Origin of the sequence: Flavobacterium erciyesense, assembly GCF_018069925.1 — a bacterium.
GTDB classification, from domain to species: Bacteria; Bacteroidota; Bacteroidia; order Flavobacteriales; family Flavobacteriaceae; genus Flavobacterium; species Flavobacterium erciyesense.
Genome location: NZ_JAGPXB010000005.1, coordinates 1 through 16,292, shown reverse-complemented (window position 1 = coordinate 16,292; position 16,292 = coordinate 1). Strand labels below are relative to the sequence as shown.

At 34.5% G+C, this 16,292-nt stretch carries 15 protein-coding genes; 10 read left to right on the top strand and 5 right to left on the bottom strand.

Translation table 11 applies throughout. The features are described from left to right. The first annotated feature begins 48 nt into the window (after nucleotides 1–48). The 3 genes from KBJ98_RS06945 to fsa all read left to right on the top strand — a co-directional run bounded on the left by KBJ98_RS06945 (nucleotide 49) and on the right by fsa (nucleotide 2,508). On the top strand, nucleotides 49–852 hold the full coding sequence (locus tag KBJ98_RS06945; protein WP_210789001.1) for an SDR family oxidoreductase: 804 nt from the start codon (nucleotides 49–51) through the stop codon (nucleotides 850–852). A gap of 10 nt (nucleotides 853–862) precedes the next feature. After that, nucleotides 863–1,705 (top strand): hypothetical protein, encoded by an 843-nt coding sequence (locus tag KBJ98_RS06940; protein ID WP_210789000.1) that lies wholly within the window; start codon nucleotides 863–865, stop codon nucleotides 1,703–1,705. 146 nt (nucleotides 1,706–1,851) lie between these two features. Next, nucleotides 1,852–2,508: a fructose-6-phosphate aldolase gene (gene fsa, locus KBJ98_RS06935; protein ID WP_166137560.1), complete on the top strand. Its 657-nt coding sequence runs from the start codon at nucleotides 1,852–1,854 to the stop codon at nucleotides 2,506–2,508. A 110-nt stretch (nucleotides 2,509–2,618) separates the two neighbouring features. On the opposite strand, the gene KBJ98_RS06930 is transcribed toward fsa, so the two are convergent. Then, nucleotides 2,619–4,280, bottom strand: a complete 1,662-nt coding sequence (locus KBJ98_RS06930) for an MFS transporter (RefSeq protein ID WP_210788999.1) — start codon at nucleotides 4,278–4,280, stop codon at nucleotides 2,619–2,621. A 489-nt stretch (nucleotides 4,281–4,769) separates the two neighbouring features. Here KBJ98_RS06930 and KBJ98_RS06925 point away from each other — a divergent pair, with 489 nt between their 5' ends. After that, the gene (locus tag KBJ98_RS06925) at nucleotides 4,770–6,389 is read left to right on the top strand and encodes an ABC-F family ATP-binding cassette domain-containing protein (protein ID WP_210788997.1); all 1,620 of its coding nucleotides are present in this window, start codon (nucleotides 4,770–4,772) and stop codon (nucleotides 6,387–6,389) included. Between the two features lie 73 nt (nucleotides 6,390–6,462). On the opposite strand, the gene KBJ98_RS06920 is transcribed toward KBJ98_RS06925, so the two are convergent. Continuing rightward, nucleotides 6,463–6,636, bottom strand: a complete 174-nt coding sequence (locus tag KBJ98_RS06920; protein WP_210788995.1) for a hypothetical protein — start codon at nucleotides 6,634–6,636, stop codon at nucleotides 6,463–6,465. Between the two features lie 201 nt (nucleotides 6,637–6,837). Between KBJ98_RS06920 and pyrR the strand changes: the two genes are divergently transcribed. From pyrR to KBJ98_RS06890, 6 genes are all read left to right on the top strand, one after another. Further along, nucleotides 6,838–7,377 carry a bifunctional pyr operon transcriptional regulator/uracil phosphoribosyltransferase PyrR gene (pyrR, locus tag KBJ98_RS06915; protein ID WP_210788994.1) on the top strand — a complete coding sequence of 180 codons (540 nt, stop codon included), beginning with the start codon at nucleotides 6,838–6,840 and terminating at the stop codon, nucleotides 7,375–7,377. A gap of 44 nt (nucleotides 7,378–7,421) precedes the next feature. Further along, on the top strand, nucleotides 7,422–8,348 hold the full coding sequence (locus tag KBJ98_RS06910) for an aspartate carbamoyltransferase catalytic subunit (RefSeq protein WP_210788993.1): 927 nt from the start codon (nucleotides 7,422–7,424) through the stop codon (nucleotides 8,346–8,348). Between the two features lie 75 nt (nucleotides 8,349–8,423). Next, a complete protein-coding gene (locus tag KBJ98_RS06905) occupies nucleotides 8,424–8,756 on the top strand; it encodes a ribonuclease Z (protein ID WP_210788992.1) in 333 nt (110 codons plus the stop codon). 67 nt (nucleotides 8,757–8,823) lie between these two features. Continuing rightward, entirely contained in the window at nucleotides 8,824–9,729 is a 906-nt protein-coding gene (locus tag KBJ98_RS06900) for a ribonuclease Z (protein ID WP_210788991.1), read from the top strand. Between the two features lie 90 nt (nucleotides 9,730–9,819). Next, nucleotides 9,820–10,464 carry a pyridoxamine 5'-phosphate oxidase gene (gene pdxH, locus KBJ98_RS06895; RefSeq protein ID WP_210788990.1) on the top strand — a complete coding sequence of 215 codons (645 nt, stop codon included), beginning with the start codon at nucleotides 9,820–9,822 and terminating at the stop codon, nucleotides 10,462–10,464. Between the two features lie 167 nt (nucleotides 10,465–10,631). Then, a complete protein-coding gene (locus tag KBJ98_RS06890; protein ID WP_210788988.1) occupies nucleotides 10,632–11,138 on the top strand; it encodes a CAP domain-containing protein in 507 nt (168 codons plus the stop codon). Nucleotides 11,139–11,733: 595 nt separating this feature from the next. Here KBJ98_RS06890 and KBJ98_RS06885 read toward each other — a convergent pair. From KBJ98_RS06885 to KBJ98_RS06875, 3 genes are all read right to left on the bottom strand, one after another. Further along, nucleotides 11,734–13,674 carry an OmpA family protein gene (locus KBJ98_RS06885; RefSeq protein ID WP_210788986.1) on the bottom strand — a complete coding sequence of 647 codons (1,941 nt, stop codon included), beginning with the start codon at nucleotides 13,672–13,674 and terminating at the stop codon, nucleotides 11,734–11,736. A gap of 10 nt (nucleotides 13,675–13,684) precedes the next feature. Then, complete coding sequence (locus tag KBJ98_RS06880) at nucleotides 13,685–14,593, bottom strand: PorP/SprF family type IX secretion system membrane protein (protein WP_210788984.1); 909 nt, start codon at nucleotides 14,591–14,593, stop codon at nucleotides 13,685–13,687. Nucleotides 14,594–14,731: 138 nt separating this feature from the next. Further along, on the bottom strand, nucleotides 14,732–16,292 hold a 1,561-nt coding region (locus tag KBJ98_RS06875), incomplete at its 5' end, for a DUF7507 domain-containing protein (protein ID WP_210788982.1).

Below are 16,292 nucleotides of genomic sequence, written 5' to 3'. Positions count from 1 at the left end.
CGGAGGATTTTTTTATTTTTGGACCTTTCTAGCAACAACAAAACACCAATGAAAAAAGTAGTATTGATCACAGGCGCATCATCAGGAATTGGTAAATCAATAGGCGAATTTTTACATGAAAAAGACTTTGTGGTGTTTGGAACTAGTAGAAATCCGAAGAACATTCGAAATTCTGTTTTTCCATTATTACAATTAGATGTGAGAAATGCCGACTCAATTCATGCAGCAGTTGCAGAGGTTATTAAGTTGGCTGGACGAATTGATGTAGTGATTAATAATGCTGGAGTTGGAATCACAGGTCCTTTGGAAGAAATCCCGATGGAGGAAATCAAAAATAATTTCGAGACTAATTTTTTTGGACCAATTGAAGTAATGAAAGCCGCTTTGCCGCAAATGCGAGCTCAAAAATCAGGCTTGATAATCAATATTACTTCTATTGCGGGCTATATGGGTTTGCCCTATCGCAGTATTTATTCGGCTTCAAAAGGAGCTTTAGAGTTGATAACCGAAGCTTTGCGTATGGAGGTTAAATCTTTTGGAGTACAGATAACCAATGTGGCACCAGGGGATTTTGCTACCAATATAGCTTCTGGAAGGTATCATGCGCCTATAATTTCGGGTTCGCCTTATGAGTTGCCATATAAGAAAACTTTAGAGACTATGGATACGCACGTGGATACGGGAAGTAATCCCAATCAAATGGCAGAAGCTGTCTATGCTATTATTTCTGCGCCAAGTCCAAAAGGACATTATAAGGTAGGTGCGTTTTTACAAAAATTCAGTATCGTACTCAAGCGAATACTTCCTGATAAGGTATACGAGAAAATGCTAATGAATCATTATAACTTATAAATATCTACATATGGACTTTAGAAAAGCACTATTGTTTTTTCCGTTTTTTACTATGGCTACTGCTCAACAAATTGATGCTACAACCAACGTTAATTTTGTTCAGAGAGAAAAAGCTACTCTTATCACTAATGTGATAACGCCTCAAATTGACAGCATCAAAAGTAATCCATTTGCAAATTCCATGACTGATTTTTCTTCAACTGAAATTAAATCTGTTGTAGAAAAGACTAAAAACCCCAAATTTTTACTAATGGCTAATTTAGCAAAGAGTTGGAGAGTTGCAGCTTCGCCAGATAATTTAACTGCGCAAGAAAAAAAATATTATAAAGAGTTAAAGTCAGGAAGTAGCTTTGATATAGCTGCCTATTATATAACTAATGAATCAAGTGGTGTTGGTTTAAAATATAATGTGTTCCGTGCGGATGCAATATTGCGCAATCAAATTATTGATTTTGGTGACGGTAATTTTGTAAGTGGTGATATTGCTGATGACATTAAAATAACGTTTGTTGGGCCGTCATTTATTATTTCTGATAACGCAAGTGCACGCTTGGGTGAAGCTAGTTTAGAGATTGCATTGGGTTATATGGGTTACCGTAATGATGCTTCAGTAGTAGGTAGTCCGCTAAAAATAACAGGTGGTGATGTTGGAATGGTGGGAGGTTTTAGTTACCATTTTAGATTGCGTCCTAATTTATTAATTGGGCCTCAGCTAAATTTTGCAGGAGCGGTTCTCAAAAAATTGAAATATACTTACGAAGATGGCTCTACCCAAACTATTAAGCTTAACGAGGAAGAGTATGAAAATTTATGGAGAATAGATTTGGCGATTGGAGCTAAATTCAGATTCTAAATTGTAGTTTTGCAGTAGTTATGCGTTAGTGATTGTAGCGGCATCCCTCGCTTTTTTTGCGAGGATACAGCGAAAAGCACGACCCGTAGCTTTGCGGAGGGTAACGCCCAAAAGAGTAATAACACACAATTAAATATACAACAATTATGAAATTTTTTATTGACACAGCTAATTTAGCTCAAATTAAAGAGGCGCAAGCATTAGGTGTTTTGGATGGGGTAACTACCAATCCGTCATTGATGGCAAAAGAGGGAATTACAGGTAAAAACAATATTTTAAAGCATTATGTTGACATTTGTAACCTTGTTGAAGGTGACGTAAGTGCTGAGGTAAATGCTCTTGATTACGAGGGTATGGTTAAAGAGGGTGAGGAGCTTGCTGACTTACATGACCAAATTGTGGTAAAATTACCAATGACCAAAGAAGGGGTTATGGCTGCTAAATATTTCTCAGATAAAGGAATTAAGACGAATGTTACTTTGGTGTTTTCTGTTGGGCAAGCTATTTTAGCTGCTAAAGCGGGAGCAACTTATGTGTCTCCATTTGTAGGACGTTTGGATGATGTATCAACAGATGGTTTGGCATTGATTGAAGAGATTCGTTTGGTTTACGATAATTACGGTTACGAAACTCAAATATTAGCTGCCTCAGTCCGTCATACAATGCATATTGTAAATTGTGCTAAAATTGGTGCTGATGTAATGACCGGCCCGTTATCTGCAATTTACGGTTTATTAAAACACCCTTTAACCGATATTGGTTTGGCTCAGTTTGTTGCTGATTTCGAGAAAGGAAATAAATAAAACATTTTCGGTGTACACTTTTTAGTCACACTGGATGAAATAAAAAAATCCCATTCGCCGCGGCAAATGGGATTTTTTGTTGGTTTGATTTTGGTTAGTTTTTTTGGGAATTAGTGTCCGCCGCCAACTTCTATTTCTTTTCCTATTCCTTGTTTTTCTAAAATACCAATCACTTTCCAGCCGTAGAATGCAATGAATGCAAAGCAAAGTACCGGAATAAAGTAGGAGGTATGAATACCAATAATATCGGCTAGTTTACCCTGTAATGGCGGGATAATTCCACCACCCAAAATCATCATCACTAAGAATGCAGACCCTTGTGAAGTATATTTTCCTAATCCAGCAATAGCTAATGAGAAGATAGACGGCCACATAATGCTTAGGAATAAACCACCGCTCATAAAAGCAAAAATAGCAATAGTACCGGTGGTGAATAAACCGATTAGCATGGCTGTCATTCCCATTAAACCAAAAATCATTAAAGTTCTTGATGGTTGATCTTTTCCTAAAAAGAATCCAGCAACTTGAAATAAAATTACAAAAGCGTAAGCATAAAGCGGCGTTACATCTTGTCCTGAAATAGCATTAGCAGTTAGTACAACTCCAAAGGCAATATAAGGAACAACGATTAATAATATTTTTTTCACTTGAGACGATGGATTAAAAACAGTAATCGCACCAGCCCAACGACCAATCATTAAACTTCCCCAATACATAGACATGTAAGGCGCTAATCCAGGTCCTTCAATTGAACCGAAATTAGGAGTTACTAATAATTCACCCAAGTTACTTCCAATTGTAACTTCTACGCCTACGTAAGCAAATAAAGCCAACATTCCCAGAACCAATTGAGGGTATTTCATTGCTCCCCAACCCTCAGGATTTTTTTGTGCAGTTGTGTTAGCATACAAAAGACCAACAACAACAATTAATAAAGTAGAAACGGTTAGACCCAAGCCTAAGAAATCTTTTTCTTTGTTTTCGATAAATCTTGTGATGAATTCAGGATCTTCATAACGAGAGAAGATATAAGCAAACACAGCAACTAAGATTACTGTAATACCGATTAATGTTTTCATGGCTTTACTTGCTGTTTCAAAAGTAGAATCACTTTTACCTGAAGGTAATTTTTTTGAAAATTGAAATAAAGCAGCTGCAAGTAAAAACAATCCTCCTACAAAAACGTACAAAATTCGCATAGAGTCTAATGAATCAGGTCTTTGGGCGTATTCTTCAATGTTTACACCTGCAATTACCCCAAACAACGCAATCGAAACTACAATTGGACCAATAGTTGTTCCTAATGAATTTATACCTCCTGCAAGGTTTAATCTGCTGGATGCTGTATGTGCTTCTCCCAAAGATGCTGCAAAAGGTTGAGCAGAGGTTTGCTGCAATGAAAAACCTAGCGCAACAATAAATAAGGCCCCAAGAATAAACAAATAACTTCCTTGCGTAACGGCTAAAATCATTAATAAAGCGCCAAAAGTGCTAATCAATAAGCCGTAAATAATTCCTTTTTTAAATCCCCAACCGTTCAAAATATCTTTTTTGGCAATGCTACTAAATATAAAAAGTAGCAAGGCTCCAATATAATAGGCTCCATAAAAAGCGAAATCGATTAATTGACTTTGAAATTGGTCTAAACCAAATTTAGCTTTACAAAATGGAATAAATACTCCGTTTGATGCTCCAATAAATCCCCAAAAAAAGAACACTGTAATCAGGGTATACAGGGCAGAATTATTAGACTTTGTTTGTTCTGAGTTCATACGTATTAATTAATTTAAAATTAGAAATAGCAGGTATTTGTTGCTGTCAAAGCGTAAATATATTTGTTAAGTGAATTAAAAAAAAATTAATCGAACGAAATAATAATATAATTATTGAATAACTAGTTTTTAATCGAGATATCTGCTTTTTTTTCAAACTTTTTATTTGTTTTTCTTAAGATAAATATTGTAAGTCTGATACTGTAGATGAGTTGAATCATTATTTGGTGATTATTTACGTCTGTAAATTTGTGTCAAGTAACTCGCGTGTAAAGCACCTCTTTTGTTTTGTAGTTTTGATGTTGTACAAGATGGATTTTCAACTAGAAAAGAGCTTTGGTTTTTAAAAACTATTTGTCATTTTGACAGAACAATTTTAATGAAATGTTGGTTTTTCGGACAATCGTAATAGAATATGCTCCATTTTTTTTGATGGTTTTTAAACCGTATTTTTTTGTATTTTTGCAAAAAATTTATAATCAGATCTTCATGTTAACAGTTAATAATTTATCAGTTCAATTTGGCAAACGAATTTTATTCGACGAGGTAAACACTACTTTCACGCACGGAAATATTTATGGTGTGATTGGTGCTAATGGTGCTGGGAAATCTACCTTTTTAAAAATAATTTCGGGTGATATGGATCCAACCTCTGGACATATTCATTTAGAGCCAGGCAAGCGTATGTCTGTTTTGAACCAAAATCACAACATGTTTGATGAGCATACCGTTCTTGAAACTGTAATGATGGGTAACAAAGTACTGTATGCCGTTAAAAAAGAAATGGATGAGCTGTATTTAGATTATAATGATAAAAATGCTGACAGAATTGGCGAATTGCAGGTTCAATTTGAAGAAATGAACGGTTGGAATGCTGACTCTGATGCCGCAGCCATGTTGTCTAACTTAGGTATTACTGAGGATAGTCATTACACTTTAATGGCTGATCTTGAGGGCAAGATGAAAGTTCGTGTGCTTTTGGCACAAGCTTTATTTGGTAATCCTGATTTATTGATTATGGATGAGCCTACCAACGATCTTGACTTTGAAACGATCGCTTGGTTAGAAAATTTCTTGGCCAATTATGAAAATACAGTAATTGTAGTATCTCACGACCGACACTTTTTGGATGCAGTTTGTACTCATATTTCTGATATCGACTTTAATAAAATTAGTCACTATTCTGGAAACTACACGTTTTGGTATGAGTCTAGTCAGTTAGCTGCTAAACAACGTGCACAACAAAACAAAAAGGCAGAGGAGAAAAAGCAAGAGTTAGAAGAGTTTATTCGTCGTTTTAGTGCCAACGTTGCTAAATCAAAACAAGCTACTTCTCGTAAAAAAATGATTTCTAAATTAAATATTTCTGAAATCAAGCCTTCAAGCCGCAGGTATCCTGCTATTATATTTGATCAAGATCGCGAAGCAGGAGATCAAATTTTGAATGTACAAGATTTAAGCGCCACTGTAGATGGTGAACTTTTATTCAAAGGAGTAGATTTGAATATGGCCAAAGGAGATAAGATTGTTCTTTTCTCAAAAGATTCCCGTGCTACAACAGCTTTTTACGAAATTTTAAATGGCAATCAAGTTGCTGATACTGGTAAATACGATTGGGGAGTAACTACCAATCAAGCTTATTTACCAAGTGAAAATCATTCTTTTTTTGATAATGATTTGACTTTAGTCGATTGGTTACGTCAATATGCTAAAACTGAGGAGGAGCGCGATGAGGTTTTTATCAGAGGATTTTTGGGTAAAATGATTTTCTCTGGCGAAGAAGCTTTAAAAACAAGTAGAGTATTGTCAGGAGGAGAAAAAGTGCGTTGTATGTTATCTCGAATGATGATGGAGCGTGCTAATATTTTGATGTTAGATGAACCAACCAATCACCTAGATTTGGAGTCAATTACAGCATTCAATAACTCGCTTAAAAACTTTAAAGGTTCTGTGATTTTTACAACACATGATCACGAGTTTGCACAAACTGTAGGTAATAGAGTAGTAGAGCTTACGCCAAACGGTGCAATCGATCGCTATATGACCTTTGATGAGTATCTTGAGGATGATAAAATTCAAGAATTAAGAACTAAAATGTATACGGTTTAATTACAAACTAATTATCTAGAAAATAATACTTAAACCCCAACTGCAATAGCCGTTGGGGTTTTTTATTTGGGTTCTATTTACGTCCTAAAATTCTTGAAATGATAAAGGCTAATATGGCTAGTATGGCTACTACAATAAAAATGCCTACGCCAACACCCGCTTTAAAAATGCCTTCAATTAAGGAACAACTAGATATGGTGAGTAAAACGAGTACTAATGTAAGGACTCTTGATATTTGCTGAAACATAAGGCTGAGGTTTTAATGGTTAGTGAAGTATCAAAAGTAATCGATTTATAAGTATATGGGTTATACAATTCTGTTTGGTTTTTACACGATTGTTCTATTTAAAATGCTTTTTCGGAAATATTTTACGCTTTTTTGTCCCTTTTGAATACCAAAAAGCTAAATTTGAATTTGTATATTTGCACAACTATCTACCTAATTACTATGAGTCAAAAAGTATTACTTACTGCACAAGAAGTTACTATCATACTGCATCGTTTGGCTTGTCAATTAATCGAAAAACATTCAGATTTTTCAAATACAATTCTAGTAGGGATTCAACCTCGAGGTGTTTTTTTGGCAGAGCGTTTAAAACGAATCTTAGAACAAGAATATAAGACTCCTGCAATTGCGTTAGGCTATCTGGACATTACTTTTTTTAGAGATGATTTTAGAAGAACTGATAAACCACTTGAGGCAAACAAAACCAAGATCAATTTTATTGTCGAAAATAAAAAAGTAATTTTTATTGACGATGTACTTTATACTGGTCGTAGTATTCGATCGGCATTAACAGCAATACAATCTTTTGGGAGACCATCAGTAATTGAACTTTTAGTGCTTGTAGACAGACGTTTCAGTAGGCATTTGCCAATTCAACCCGATTACAGGGGCAGGCAGGTAGATGCCATCAACAACGAAAAAGTAAAAGTAAGCTGGAAAGAACAGGAAGGCGAAGATGGCGTGTATTTGATTACAAGCTAATTACCAGCGAAACTATCAAGTAAAAACATATAATCGTAAACTAAATGAAAGAATTAAGCGTAAATCATTTATTGGGTATCAAATACATTACAAAAGATGATATCGACCTGATTTTTGAAACTGCGGATCATTTTAAAGAGGTCATTAATAGACCTATTAAAAAAGTACCTTCGTTACGAGATATTACGATTGCTAATATATTTTTTGAAAATAGTACCCGAACCAAATTATCATTTGAATTAGCTCAAAAAAGATTATCTGCTGATGTTATTAGTTTTTCGGCAGCGCAGTCATCTGTTAAAAAGGGTGAAACCTTAATTGATACTGTAAACAATATTCTTTCCATGAAGGTTGATATGGTGGTAATGCGACATTCCAATCCTGGAGCCGCTTATTTTTTGAGTAAAAACGTAAAAGCAAGTATTGTAAATGCAGGCGATGGCGCGCACGAACATCCTACACAAGCACTGTTAGATAGCTATTCTATTCGAGAAAAATTAGGAGAGGTAGCAGGTAAAAAAGTAGTTATTGTGGGTGATGTTTTGCACTCCCGAGTTGCACTTTCTAATATTTACGCGTTGCAAATGCAAGGTGCCGAAGTGAAAGTGTGCGGACCTAAAACATTAATTCCAAGACACATCGAATCTTTAGGTGTGACAGTAGAGCCCAATTTGCGCAAAGCATTAGAATGGTGTGACGTAGCCAATATGCTGCGAGTACAAAACGAGCGTATGGATGTGAATTTTTTCCCTTCAACTCGTGAGTACGCCCAACAATATGGAGTAGATCTTCCGCTGTTAGAATCTTTGAATAAAGAAATTGTCATCATGCATCCTGGTCCTATAAATCGTGGAGTTGAGATTACTAGTGAAGTGGCTGATTCTGGCCAATCTGTGATCTTAAATCAGGTCGAAAATGGAGTAGCAATCCGCATGGCGGTAATTTATCTTTTGGCTTCTAAAATTCAATAGTTTGTTGAAAAACTTCGTAAATTAGCCAAAGCAATACACTTAGTTTGTAAAAATTGATTCCAGAATAAATACAAGATGAAAGTAGATCAAAAAGGACATACTATTACCATTAAAGATACACAAGGAGATTTAATGGGATTTTTGATGAAAGTGACACACCAACACAAAACCTTTGAAACACACAATCTAATCATTGATTTGTTGGCGTACAAAGAAGTTTCAGTTGCTGATGTAAAGTCATTTGCTCCTTTAGCAAAACAACATAAAAAATTAAAAAAATCATTTGTCATTGTGGTAGCTGATTTTGATTTTAACGCACTTCCAGCCAAGTTGACTGTCGTGCCTTCATTGCTTGAAGCACATGATATTATTGAAATGGAAGAAATTGAACGTGATTTGGGTTTTTAAACTTATTTTCATACTTAGAAAGTGTTGCAAAAAGGAATACCAATACATTAATTGAACACAATACCCTTTGAAACTAACTATCCTTGGTTGCTATGCCGCAACTCCGCGCACTTTTACCAATCCTACTTCGCAAGTATTAGAAATAAAAAACAGACTTTTTTTAATTGATTGTGGCGAGGGTACTCAGGTACAACTCCGAAAAAACAAGATTAAATTTTCTAAGATCAATCATATTTTTATATCGCACTTACACGGTGATCATTTTTTTGGTCTTGTTGGTTTGGTTTCTACATTTTCACTATTAAATAGAACGACTGATTTACACATTTACGGTCCTGAGGGAGTCAAGGATATTATACTGCTTCAACTTAAACTATCTAATGCTTGGACTAATTATGGTTTGTTTTTTCATGAGTTAAAATCGCTCGATAGTGAAATTGTTTATGAGGATGATAAGGTAATAGTGAAAACGATTCCTTTAAAACATCGTGTTTATACGAACGGCTTTTTATTTGAAGAAAAAGTAGGTGAGCGAAAATTAAATGTTGCAGCCGTACAGCAACACAAAATAGAAACCTGTTATTACCAAAATATCAAAAACGGTAAAGATATTACATTAGATGATGGTGCTATAATTCCTAATACAGCATTAACTTTCGATCCTGATGCGACTAAGAGTTATGCTTTTTGTTCGGATACTATATATCATGAAGCAATTATTCCCCTTATAAAAAATGTTGATGTATTGTATCATGAATCGACATTTTTGCAGTCAGAAGAAGCTTTAGCAAAAAAAACATTCCACAGTACCGCACAAGAAGCGGCCTTGATTGCACAGAAAGCTACGGTCAAGAAATTGATTCTTGGTCATTATTCCACGCGTTACGATTCTATTTCATCGTTTAAAGCTGAGGCTGAATCGATTTTTTCTTCTATTCTTTTGGCTGACGATGGTAAAACTTTCGAGTTCTAAAATAATATAGTGGGGAAGTAGTGAGCTATAACTACAACCTTGCTTCTGCTTTGTAAAATAGATTTTCACAACTAATTAAAATATATAAGTATGAATGATTTAAGTAATTATCGTAAGTCTTATGATAAAAATGAACTTTTAGAGTCGACTATACCAACTGATCCGATGGAATTATTTGATTTATGGTTTCGAGAAGTTGAAGAGGCAGGAGGAGAGTTTGAGGTAAATGCAATGACTGTTGCTACAATTGGCAAAGATGGATTCCCAAAATCAAGAGTCGTTTTATTAAAACAAGTAACACAAGAAGGATTTGTTTTTTACACTAATTACAATTCCGAAAAGGGAAGAGCGATAATTTCTAATCCACAGGTATGTTTATCCTTCTTTTGGCCTAATCTAGAGCGACAAGTTATTATAAAAGGCATTGCTGCTAAAACAAGTCCGGAGGTATCTGATGCCTATTTCAATTCTCGCCCGTTAGGAAGTAGATTGGGAGCTATAGTATCCAATCAAAGTGATGTTGTTGCAGGAAGATCATTTTTGGAGGATGCATTAAAAGTGTTAGAAAATGAAGTGATTGATAAAGAAGTAAAAAGACCGGAACATTGGGGAGGGTTTATAGTTTCTCCCGTAGAAATAGAATTCTGGCAGGGGAGACCAAATCGTTTGCATGATCGAATTCGATTTATAGTTAATCAAAACGGAGCTTGGGACTATAGTCGTTTGGCACCTTGATGTAAGATAAATACCTATTTATTTTTTATAATGATGTAGTTCATCGATTTTTTTTGGTACTTTAACGATAACGCTTGTATATTTGTCAAAGAAATCAAGGAAAAAATTTATGATACATTAAAGTTTTTTGCCCCACAATCTACTTTAATTTTAATCTACTTTTTATTATGAAAAAAGCTTTACTCCGTATTTTTTTAATAACAAATGTTGTATTAACAATGAATTCTTGTGCATCTGATGGTTCAGAGGCTGAAACAAAACCAGCTGCGGCTCTTGAAAAAGTAGTAAGTTATGAGTACAATACCATCGAGATTGAAACGATGGATTTGATTAATAAATACAGAGTAAGTAAGGGTTTAAATCCTTTGCAACGCATCAATCACATGTCATTCAAATCAGAAGAGCATGATAATTACATGATTGCAAACAATGTGGTAAACCATAATGATTTTGTTGCAAGATCTGAAAACATAATGAAGACTTTAGGTGCCAAGTCAGTAAGTGAAAATATTGCTTATAATTTTAATACACCAGAGGCAGTTTTAAATGCATGGTTAGCAAGTCCAAGTCATAAAGAAAATATCGAAGGAAATTTTACACACTTCGGTTTAGCTATTAAAGAAAATCCAGCAAATGGTAGAAAGTATTACACTAATATCTTTGCAAGAATATAAGTTGAGTTTGTAATAAAAAGGCTGCCTTCTCCCCAAGAGGCAGCCTTTTTTTTTGTTGTATAAAATTGGGTAGTGATTAGTTATACGCTTCTATCTGTATTTCTACTTTTTACGTTTTGGAATTCAGCTTAATCTTTAATTGTTTTACTTTTAAAATATATCTTACGTGATTTTAAGGACCTCTTTTTCAATCCAAGCAAATAGTAAAGGAATAACTTATTTTACGCGTTATTACATGTGTTCCTTGCATTCACTAGTGATTTATGACAGTTAGTGCACAACAAGGTGCACCAAACAACAATGTAAAGTTTAAAAGAGCTCTTTTTCTATTTAACGCATATTTACGTTTGTACCTATATTGATTTGTAAAGTACTTAGTTATTCCTTAATTGTGATTGAAAATCTTAGTACCACCCTATTATTTTGTATTAAAGGTAATATCTTGAAAGCATACTTAAAGTTTTTGTTTTCAAATCTATGTTTGATAGCAGATCCAATTAAATTCTTTGGGCTACAAATTATGTTGTATAAAAAAAGGAGTAGTGTGAACTACTCCTTTTTTTAATCAGTTGCTAAACTGTTTAATAATTTCTAATTACAAAGCTGTAATAATAAACTCACTTCTTCTATTTAGTTGGTGCTCTTCTTCGGAACAGGATACTCCATCGGCACAATTATTTACCAGCTGAGTTTCACCGTATCCTTTACCAGTGAGGCGAATAGGACTAATCCCTTTAGAAATTAACCAATCTATTGTCGCTTTAGCTCTACGATCAGATAATGCTTCATTGTATTTAAAGGTTTGCCTACTATCTGTATGTGATCTAATGTCAAGTTTCATAGTTGGATTTTGTTCCAGTACATCTAATATTTTTTCTAAGTCAAAAGCGGCAGCTTGCTTTATCGTTGATTTATCCAAATCAAAATAGATCATTTTAATATTGAAACATTTACCTAAATCATCACCAATTGCAACCTTGCATTTTGAACTTTCTAAAGCAATTGGAACATATGTTTTTTCGTTCTCTTTTTTGGTTTCTGCTTTTACTTCTGTTGTTGTAAACTCAGGATATTGTGCTCTTACAAAATATATCTTATCGCATTCTACGTTGAATGAGTATTTGCCTTGCGCATCCGCTTGCTGTGTTTGAATCTTGTTGTATTGCTCATCTAATAACACTATGTTTGCGTTTGCCAATCCTGCAGAAGTACTTAAATCAGTAACAACTCCATACAAAACATGTTCACATTTTATCTTTTTGAGCTCCAGAAATTTATAGATGTCATCAAATCCTTTTCCACCGTCTTTATTAGATGTAAAAAAACCTTTTCGTGATGTAGTGTCAATATAGTAAGCGAAATCATCTTTAGGAGAGTTGATGTCTGATCCGACATTTTCAACAGTTCCCCAAGCAGAATCGTTGTTCAATGTCGATACGAATACATCTAATCCTCCTAATCCTGGATGCCCATCAGATGAGAAATACAATTCGTTATCTTGACTAACAAAAGGGAATGTTTCTCTTCCTTCAGTGTTTATATTTTTACCTAAATTTTCCGGAGTGCTTAAACTACCATCAATGTTAATTGTTACTTTAAATAAATCAGATTGGCCAATAGTACCTGGCATGTCAGAAGCAAAATAAAGTGTTTTTTCATCAGGACTAAGAGCGGGGTGAGCGGTATTGTAGTTGTCACTTGTAAATGGAAGTGCTTCAATATCAGTCCAAGTGTTGTTGACTTTAGTAGCTTTGTATATTTTTAAAAGTGTTATTTTTTCTGCATTTTTCCCTTTTTTACCATCTAGAAAGTTATTTCTGGTAAAGTACATTGTGTTGAGATCTTTGGTGAAAACAGGTGTCGATTCATTGAATTTGGAGTTTACATTTTTATCAAATTTTGTTGGTTTTGCTTCAGCTGAAATTTGATCTAAAGACGCGCTGTAGAGGTTGGTAAAATGCTGATTAGTCCATTTGTGTTTGCGTTGACTAATTCCACCGGTATCTCTAGCTGATGTAAAAACAATTCTGTTGTTGTAAAGGGTTGTACCGTAATCAGAATAAATAGAGTTAATACCCGCATCTTCAATAGTGTAACGCCCTGAATTCTTTTTTATTTGTTCTAAGTAATTGGTGTTTTTTTTATAGAGAGTTCCTCTAGAATCTCCACCCGATTTTTTTGTGAATTCAAGTAATATTTTATCCGCTTTGTCATTTTGACCTATTGCTCTCAAGCATTGAGCATATCTATAATAATATTCTGTTTCTACATCAGAAGTATTCATTTCAAAAAGTGCTTGGTACCATTTAGCTGCTTTATCTAATTGAGCATTAAAATAATAGGAGTTGCCAAGTTTTTTGAACATTTCTGCTGACTTATATCCTTTTTCAGCAACCTTTTCATAGGTTTTAATAGCATCAATAAAAGCATAATTTTCATATTCCTTGTTAGCTAATTTCACTTGTGCCTTTTGAGCATATCCGGTTATTGAAATAGTTATCAATAGAGCGATACAAAAGAGTATATTAGGTTTCATATAATTTTATTTAGAAGAATCGTGGAGCTACTATTTTACCGTTATTTTTGAAAATATCATAGCGAATAAATATTTCGTGTGAGCCTCTGTTGTAGTTTTTCAAATTTGTGGTTTCGTTGTCAAATCCATAACCAATGTACATTCCTTCGCTTACTTGGAAGCCTACCATAGCACTAACAGCGGCACTCCATCTGTAGGCAAGTCCAACAACAAATTTTTCGTTAAACATAAAATTTCCCGAAACATCAACTTGTAAAGGCGCTCCTGTCACTAATTTTGATAAAAAGGCAGGCTTAAACTTCACACTGTTGTTTAGGTCAAATACGTATCCTCCAATTAAATAATAATTTATTCTTTCTTTAAAAATAGCTACTTCATTATCGTCATAACGACTAGATTCGATAAAATTGGGAACAGATAAACCCAAATATGCTTTATCAGAATGTAAATATAGACCAGATCCTATGTTAGGGCTAAATTTATTATTGAAATTTTGAAGTGTAGGATCAGCTGTTACTGGATCTAATCTTGAAGGATCTAAATTTAATAAGTTAGCTGTTCCTTTCAAGCCAAAAGCAAGTTTATAGTTGGCAGATACTTGTATGCTGTATGATAAATCTGCAGATATTGTTGTTTCGTTAGTTGGACCAATCTTATCATTAATAAATGATACCCCAAGTCCAAGTTTACTGTTATTTAATGGTGTATTAATAGAGCCTACATTGGTAACAGGTGCACCATCTAATCCCACCCATTGTGCACGATGTAAGGCAAAAATACTCATAGCCCCTCTGGAGCCTGCGTATGCTGGATTAATATTTATGGTATTGTACATATACTGCGTGAACTGGGAATCTTGTTGTGCAGCGCTCTTGTAAGCTGTAAGTAGCAACAAAACAAAAAATATTTTCGTCTTCATAGTGGGCTTTTTTAATATAATTGTACCTAAGCTGTAATGTGTTATTCAGGTTGTAATCGATTTATTTCTTCTTAGTGTTAGTGTGCATAATTTTAAATGCAATCCTAAGGATGTTGTTCCCTAGGATTATATTTATGATTATCTAGAAAGATACAAATATCCATCTAATTTTTTAGTTTCAACTCTATTACTGTCATCTACTGATTTGTATGTTAAAATATAGAAGTAAGTTCCAGTTGGTAGTCCAGCAGATTGTTGAATTGTAGATCTACCTCTAGAAGTACCATCAAAGTTATTAGTTTCGTTATTGTAATTTTTCGTTTCGAATACTAAAACTCCCCAACGGTTGTAAATTTCAACTGTATTTTCAGGGTAGCATGTTGCGTCAATATTGTCAATAACAAACACTTCATTAATACCATCACCGTTTGGTGAGAAAGCATTACGAACTTTAATATTTCCACATCCTAATACAATTGCAGCTTCTACGACTGCGTCATCAGAAGTGCTCACCTCATTATTTTGAGGTGTTTTTCCTTTTGCAAAAGCCACGTTGGTAACACTTAAATTAGTGATGTCGCTTTGAGTTACTCTGTAGCTTTGCTCGTATTCTCTAGACGCTCCTGGTAGTAAAGTGTCGATAGTTTCATTCATACCAGTAAGCGGGTCAGTTACAACAATCTGTGCTAAAGTTACATTTCCATTGTTTGTGACTTTAATGGTGTAATTGATTATGTCTCCAACACTGATATAGTTTTCAGTACTAGATGTTTTTACAACCAATAAACTAGGATTTTGTGCAATTGGTGTTATCGTACATGTTGTACAAGTTGGAATTACTGGACATGTCGTGCAAGGTGTTGGATCAGTAGATGTTGCTGATATAGTTGATCCATTTGGTAAGCTACCTTTTACTGTTGCTAAATTATACACGAAGCCAGCATCAATATCATTTTGAGTTATTGTATGAACTGCTGTATATGTTGTAGAATTTGTTGCACCAACAGCTAAAAGAGCGATAGGTCCACCGTTTACAACAGCGTTATTATCTGTTAAAACTACGTTTGTCAAGTCTACATCGCCAGTGTTTTTTATTACAAATGTATATTGTACTACATCACCAATGTTTGCTTTTCCGTTACCATCTTTGTCTACATAGGTACCTTCTTTCAAAACTGAAATTCCAGGATTATAGGTAGGTTCATTTACTGTGATTATCACAGTTGCATTTGAACAATTAGTAGGGTTTATAATTTCGCAAATTTCATATTTGATTTCGTATGTTCCTGGTATTGTCCCGAAAGGAATACTTACTTGTCCATTGCTAGGGTTGAGTACAGGTACAGGTGAATTTGTAGCAGACGTTGCAGGTCTTGTTACAGTTATTACCACAAGTGTTGTTGTAGCTTGTTCTCCATTTAATGTATCTTTTCCAGAACCGTTATCCAGTAATACGTTACCAGCATCTGTTGTGCCGGCTGTTGCTGTAATTGCATCGTCTTTTGCGAGAATTTTAAGAGGCGTAACTGTTAAAGTTCCGTTTACTGGCGTAATGTTATAGTTAGGATTAGTTCCTAAAGTTACCACGATTGGATATTCACCTACGTTAGAGAACTGAGTAGCAGAAGTTGCAAGAGAGTAATCAATTACATCTCCGTTTACAGCACCGCTTACCACAGCAGTAAGAGCAGGATTAGCG

Excerpts from the sequence above, each read along its gene's own strand:
- KBJ98_RS06890 (WP_210788988.1), top strand. The coding sequence starts at position 10,632 with ATGAAAAAAGCTTTACTCCGTATTTTTTTAATAACAAATGTTGTATTA.
- KBJ98_RS06930 (WP_210788999.1), bottom strand. The coding sequence starts at position 4,280 with ATGAACTCAGAACAAACAAAGTCTAATAATTCTGCCCTGTATACCCTG.
- KBJ98_RS06880 (WP_210788984.1), bottom strand. The coding sequence starts at position 14,593 with ATGAAGACGAAAATATTTTTTGTTTTGTTGCTACTTACAGCTTACAAG.
- KBJ98_RS06920 (WP_210788995.1), bottom strand. The coding sequence starts at position 6,636 with ATGTTTCAGCAAATATCAAGAGTCCTTACATTAGTACTCGTTTTACTC.
- KBJ98_RS06925 (WP_210788997.1), top strand. The coding sequence starts at position 4,770 with ATGTTAACAGTTAATAATTTATCAGTTCAATTTGGCAAACGAATTTTA.
- KBJ98_RS06885 (WP_210788986.1), bottom strand. The coding sequence starts at position 13,674 with ATGAAACCTAATATACTCTTTTGTATCGCTCTATTGATAACTATTTCA.
- KBJ98_RS06945 (WP_210789001.1), top strand. The coding sequence starts at position 49 with ATGAAAAAAGTAGTATTGATCACAGGCGCATCATCAGGAATTGGTAAA.
- KBJ98_RS06940 (WP_210789000.1), top strand. The coding sequence starts at position 863 with ATGGACTTTAGAAAAGCACTATTGTTTTTTCCGTTTTTTACTATGGCT.
- pyrR (WP_210788994.1), top strand. The coding sequence starts at position 6,838 with ATGAGTCAAAAAGTATTACTTACTGCACAAGAAGTTACTATCATACTG.
- KBJ98_RS06905 (WP_210788992.1), top strand. The coding sequence starts at position 8,424 with ATGAAAGTAGATCAAAAAGGACATACTATTACCATTAAAGATACACAA.
- KBJ98_RS06910 (WP_210788993.1), top strand. The coding sequence starts at position 7,422 with ATGAAAGAATTAAGCGTAAATCATTTATTGGGTATCAAATACATTACA.
- pdxH (WP_210788990.1), top strand. The coding sequence starts at position 9,820 with ATGAATGATTTAAGTAATTATCGTAAGTCTTATGATAAAAATGAACTT.
- fsa (WP_166137560.1), top strand. The coding sequence starts at position 1,852 with ATGAAATTTTTTATTGACACAGCTAATTTAGCTCAAATTAAAGAGGCG.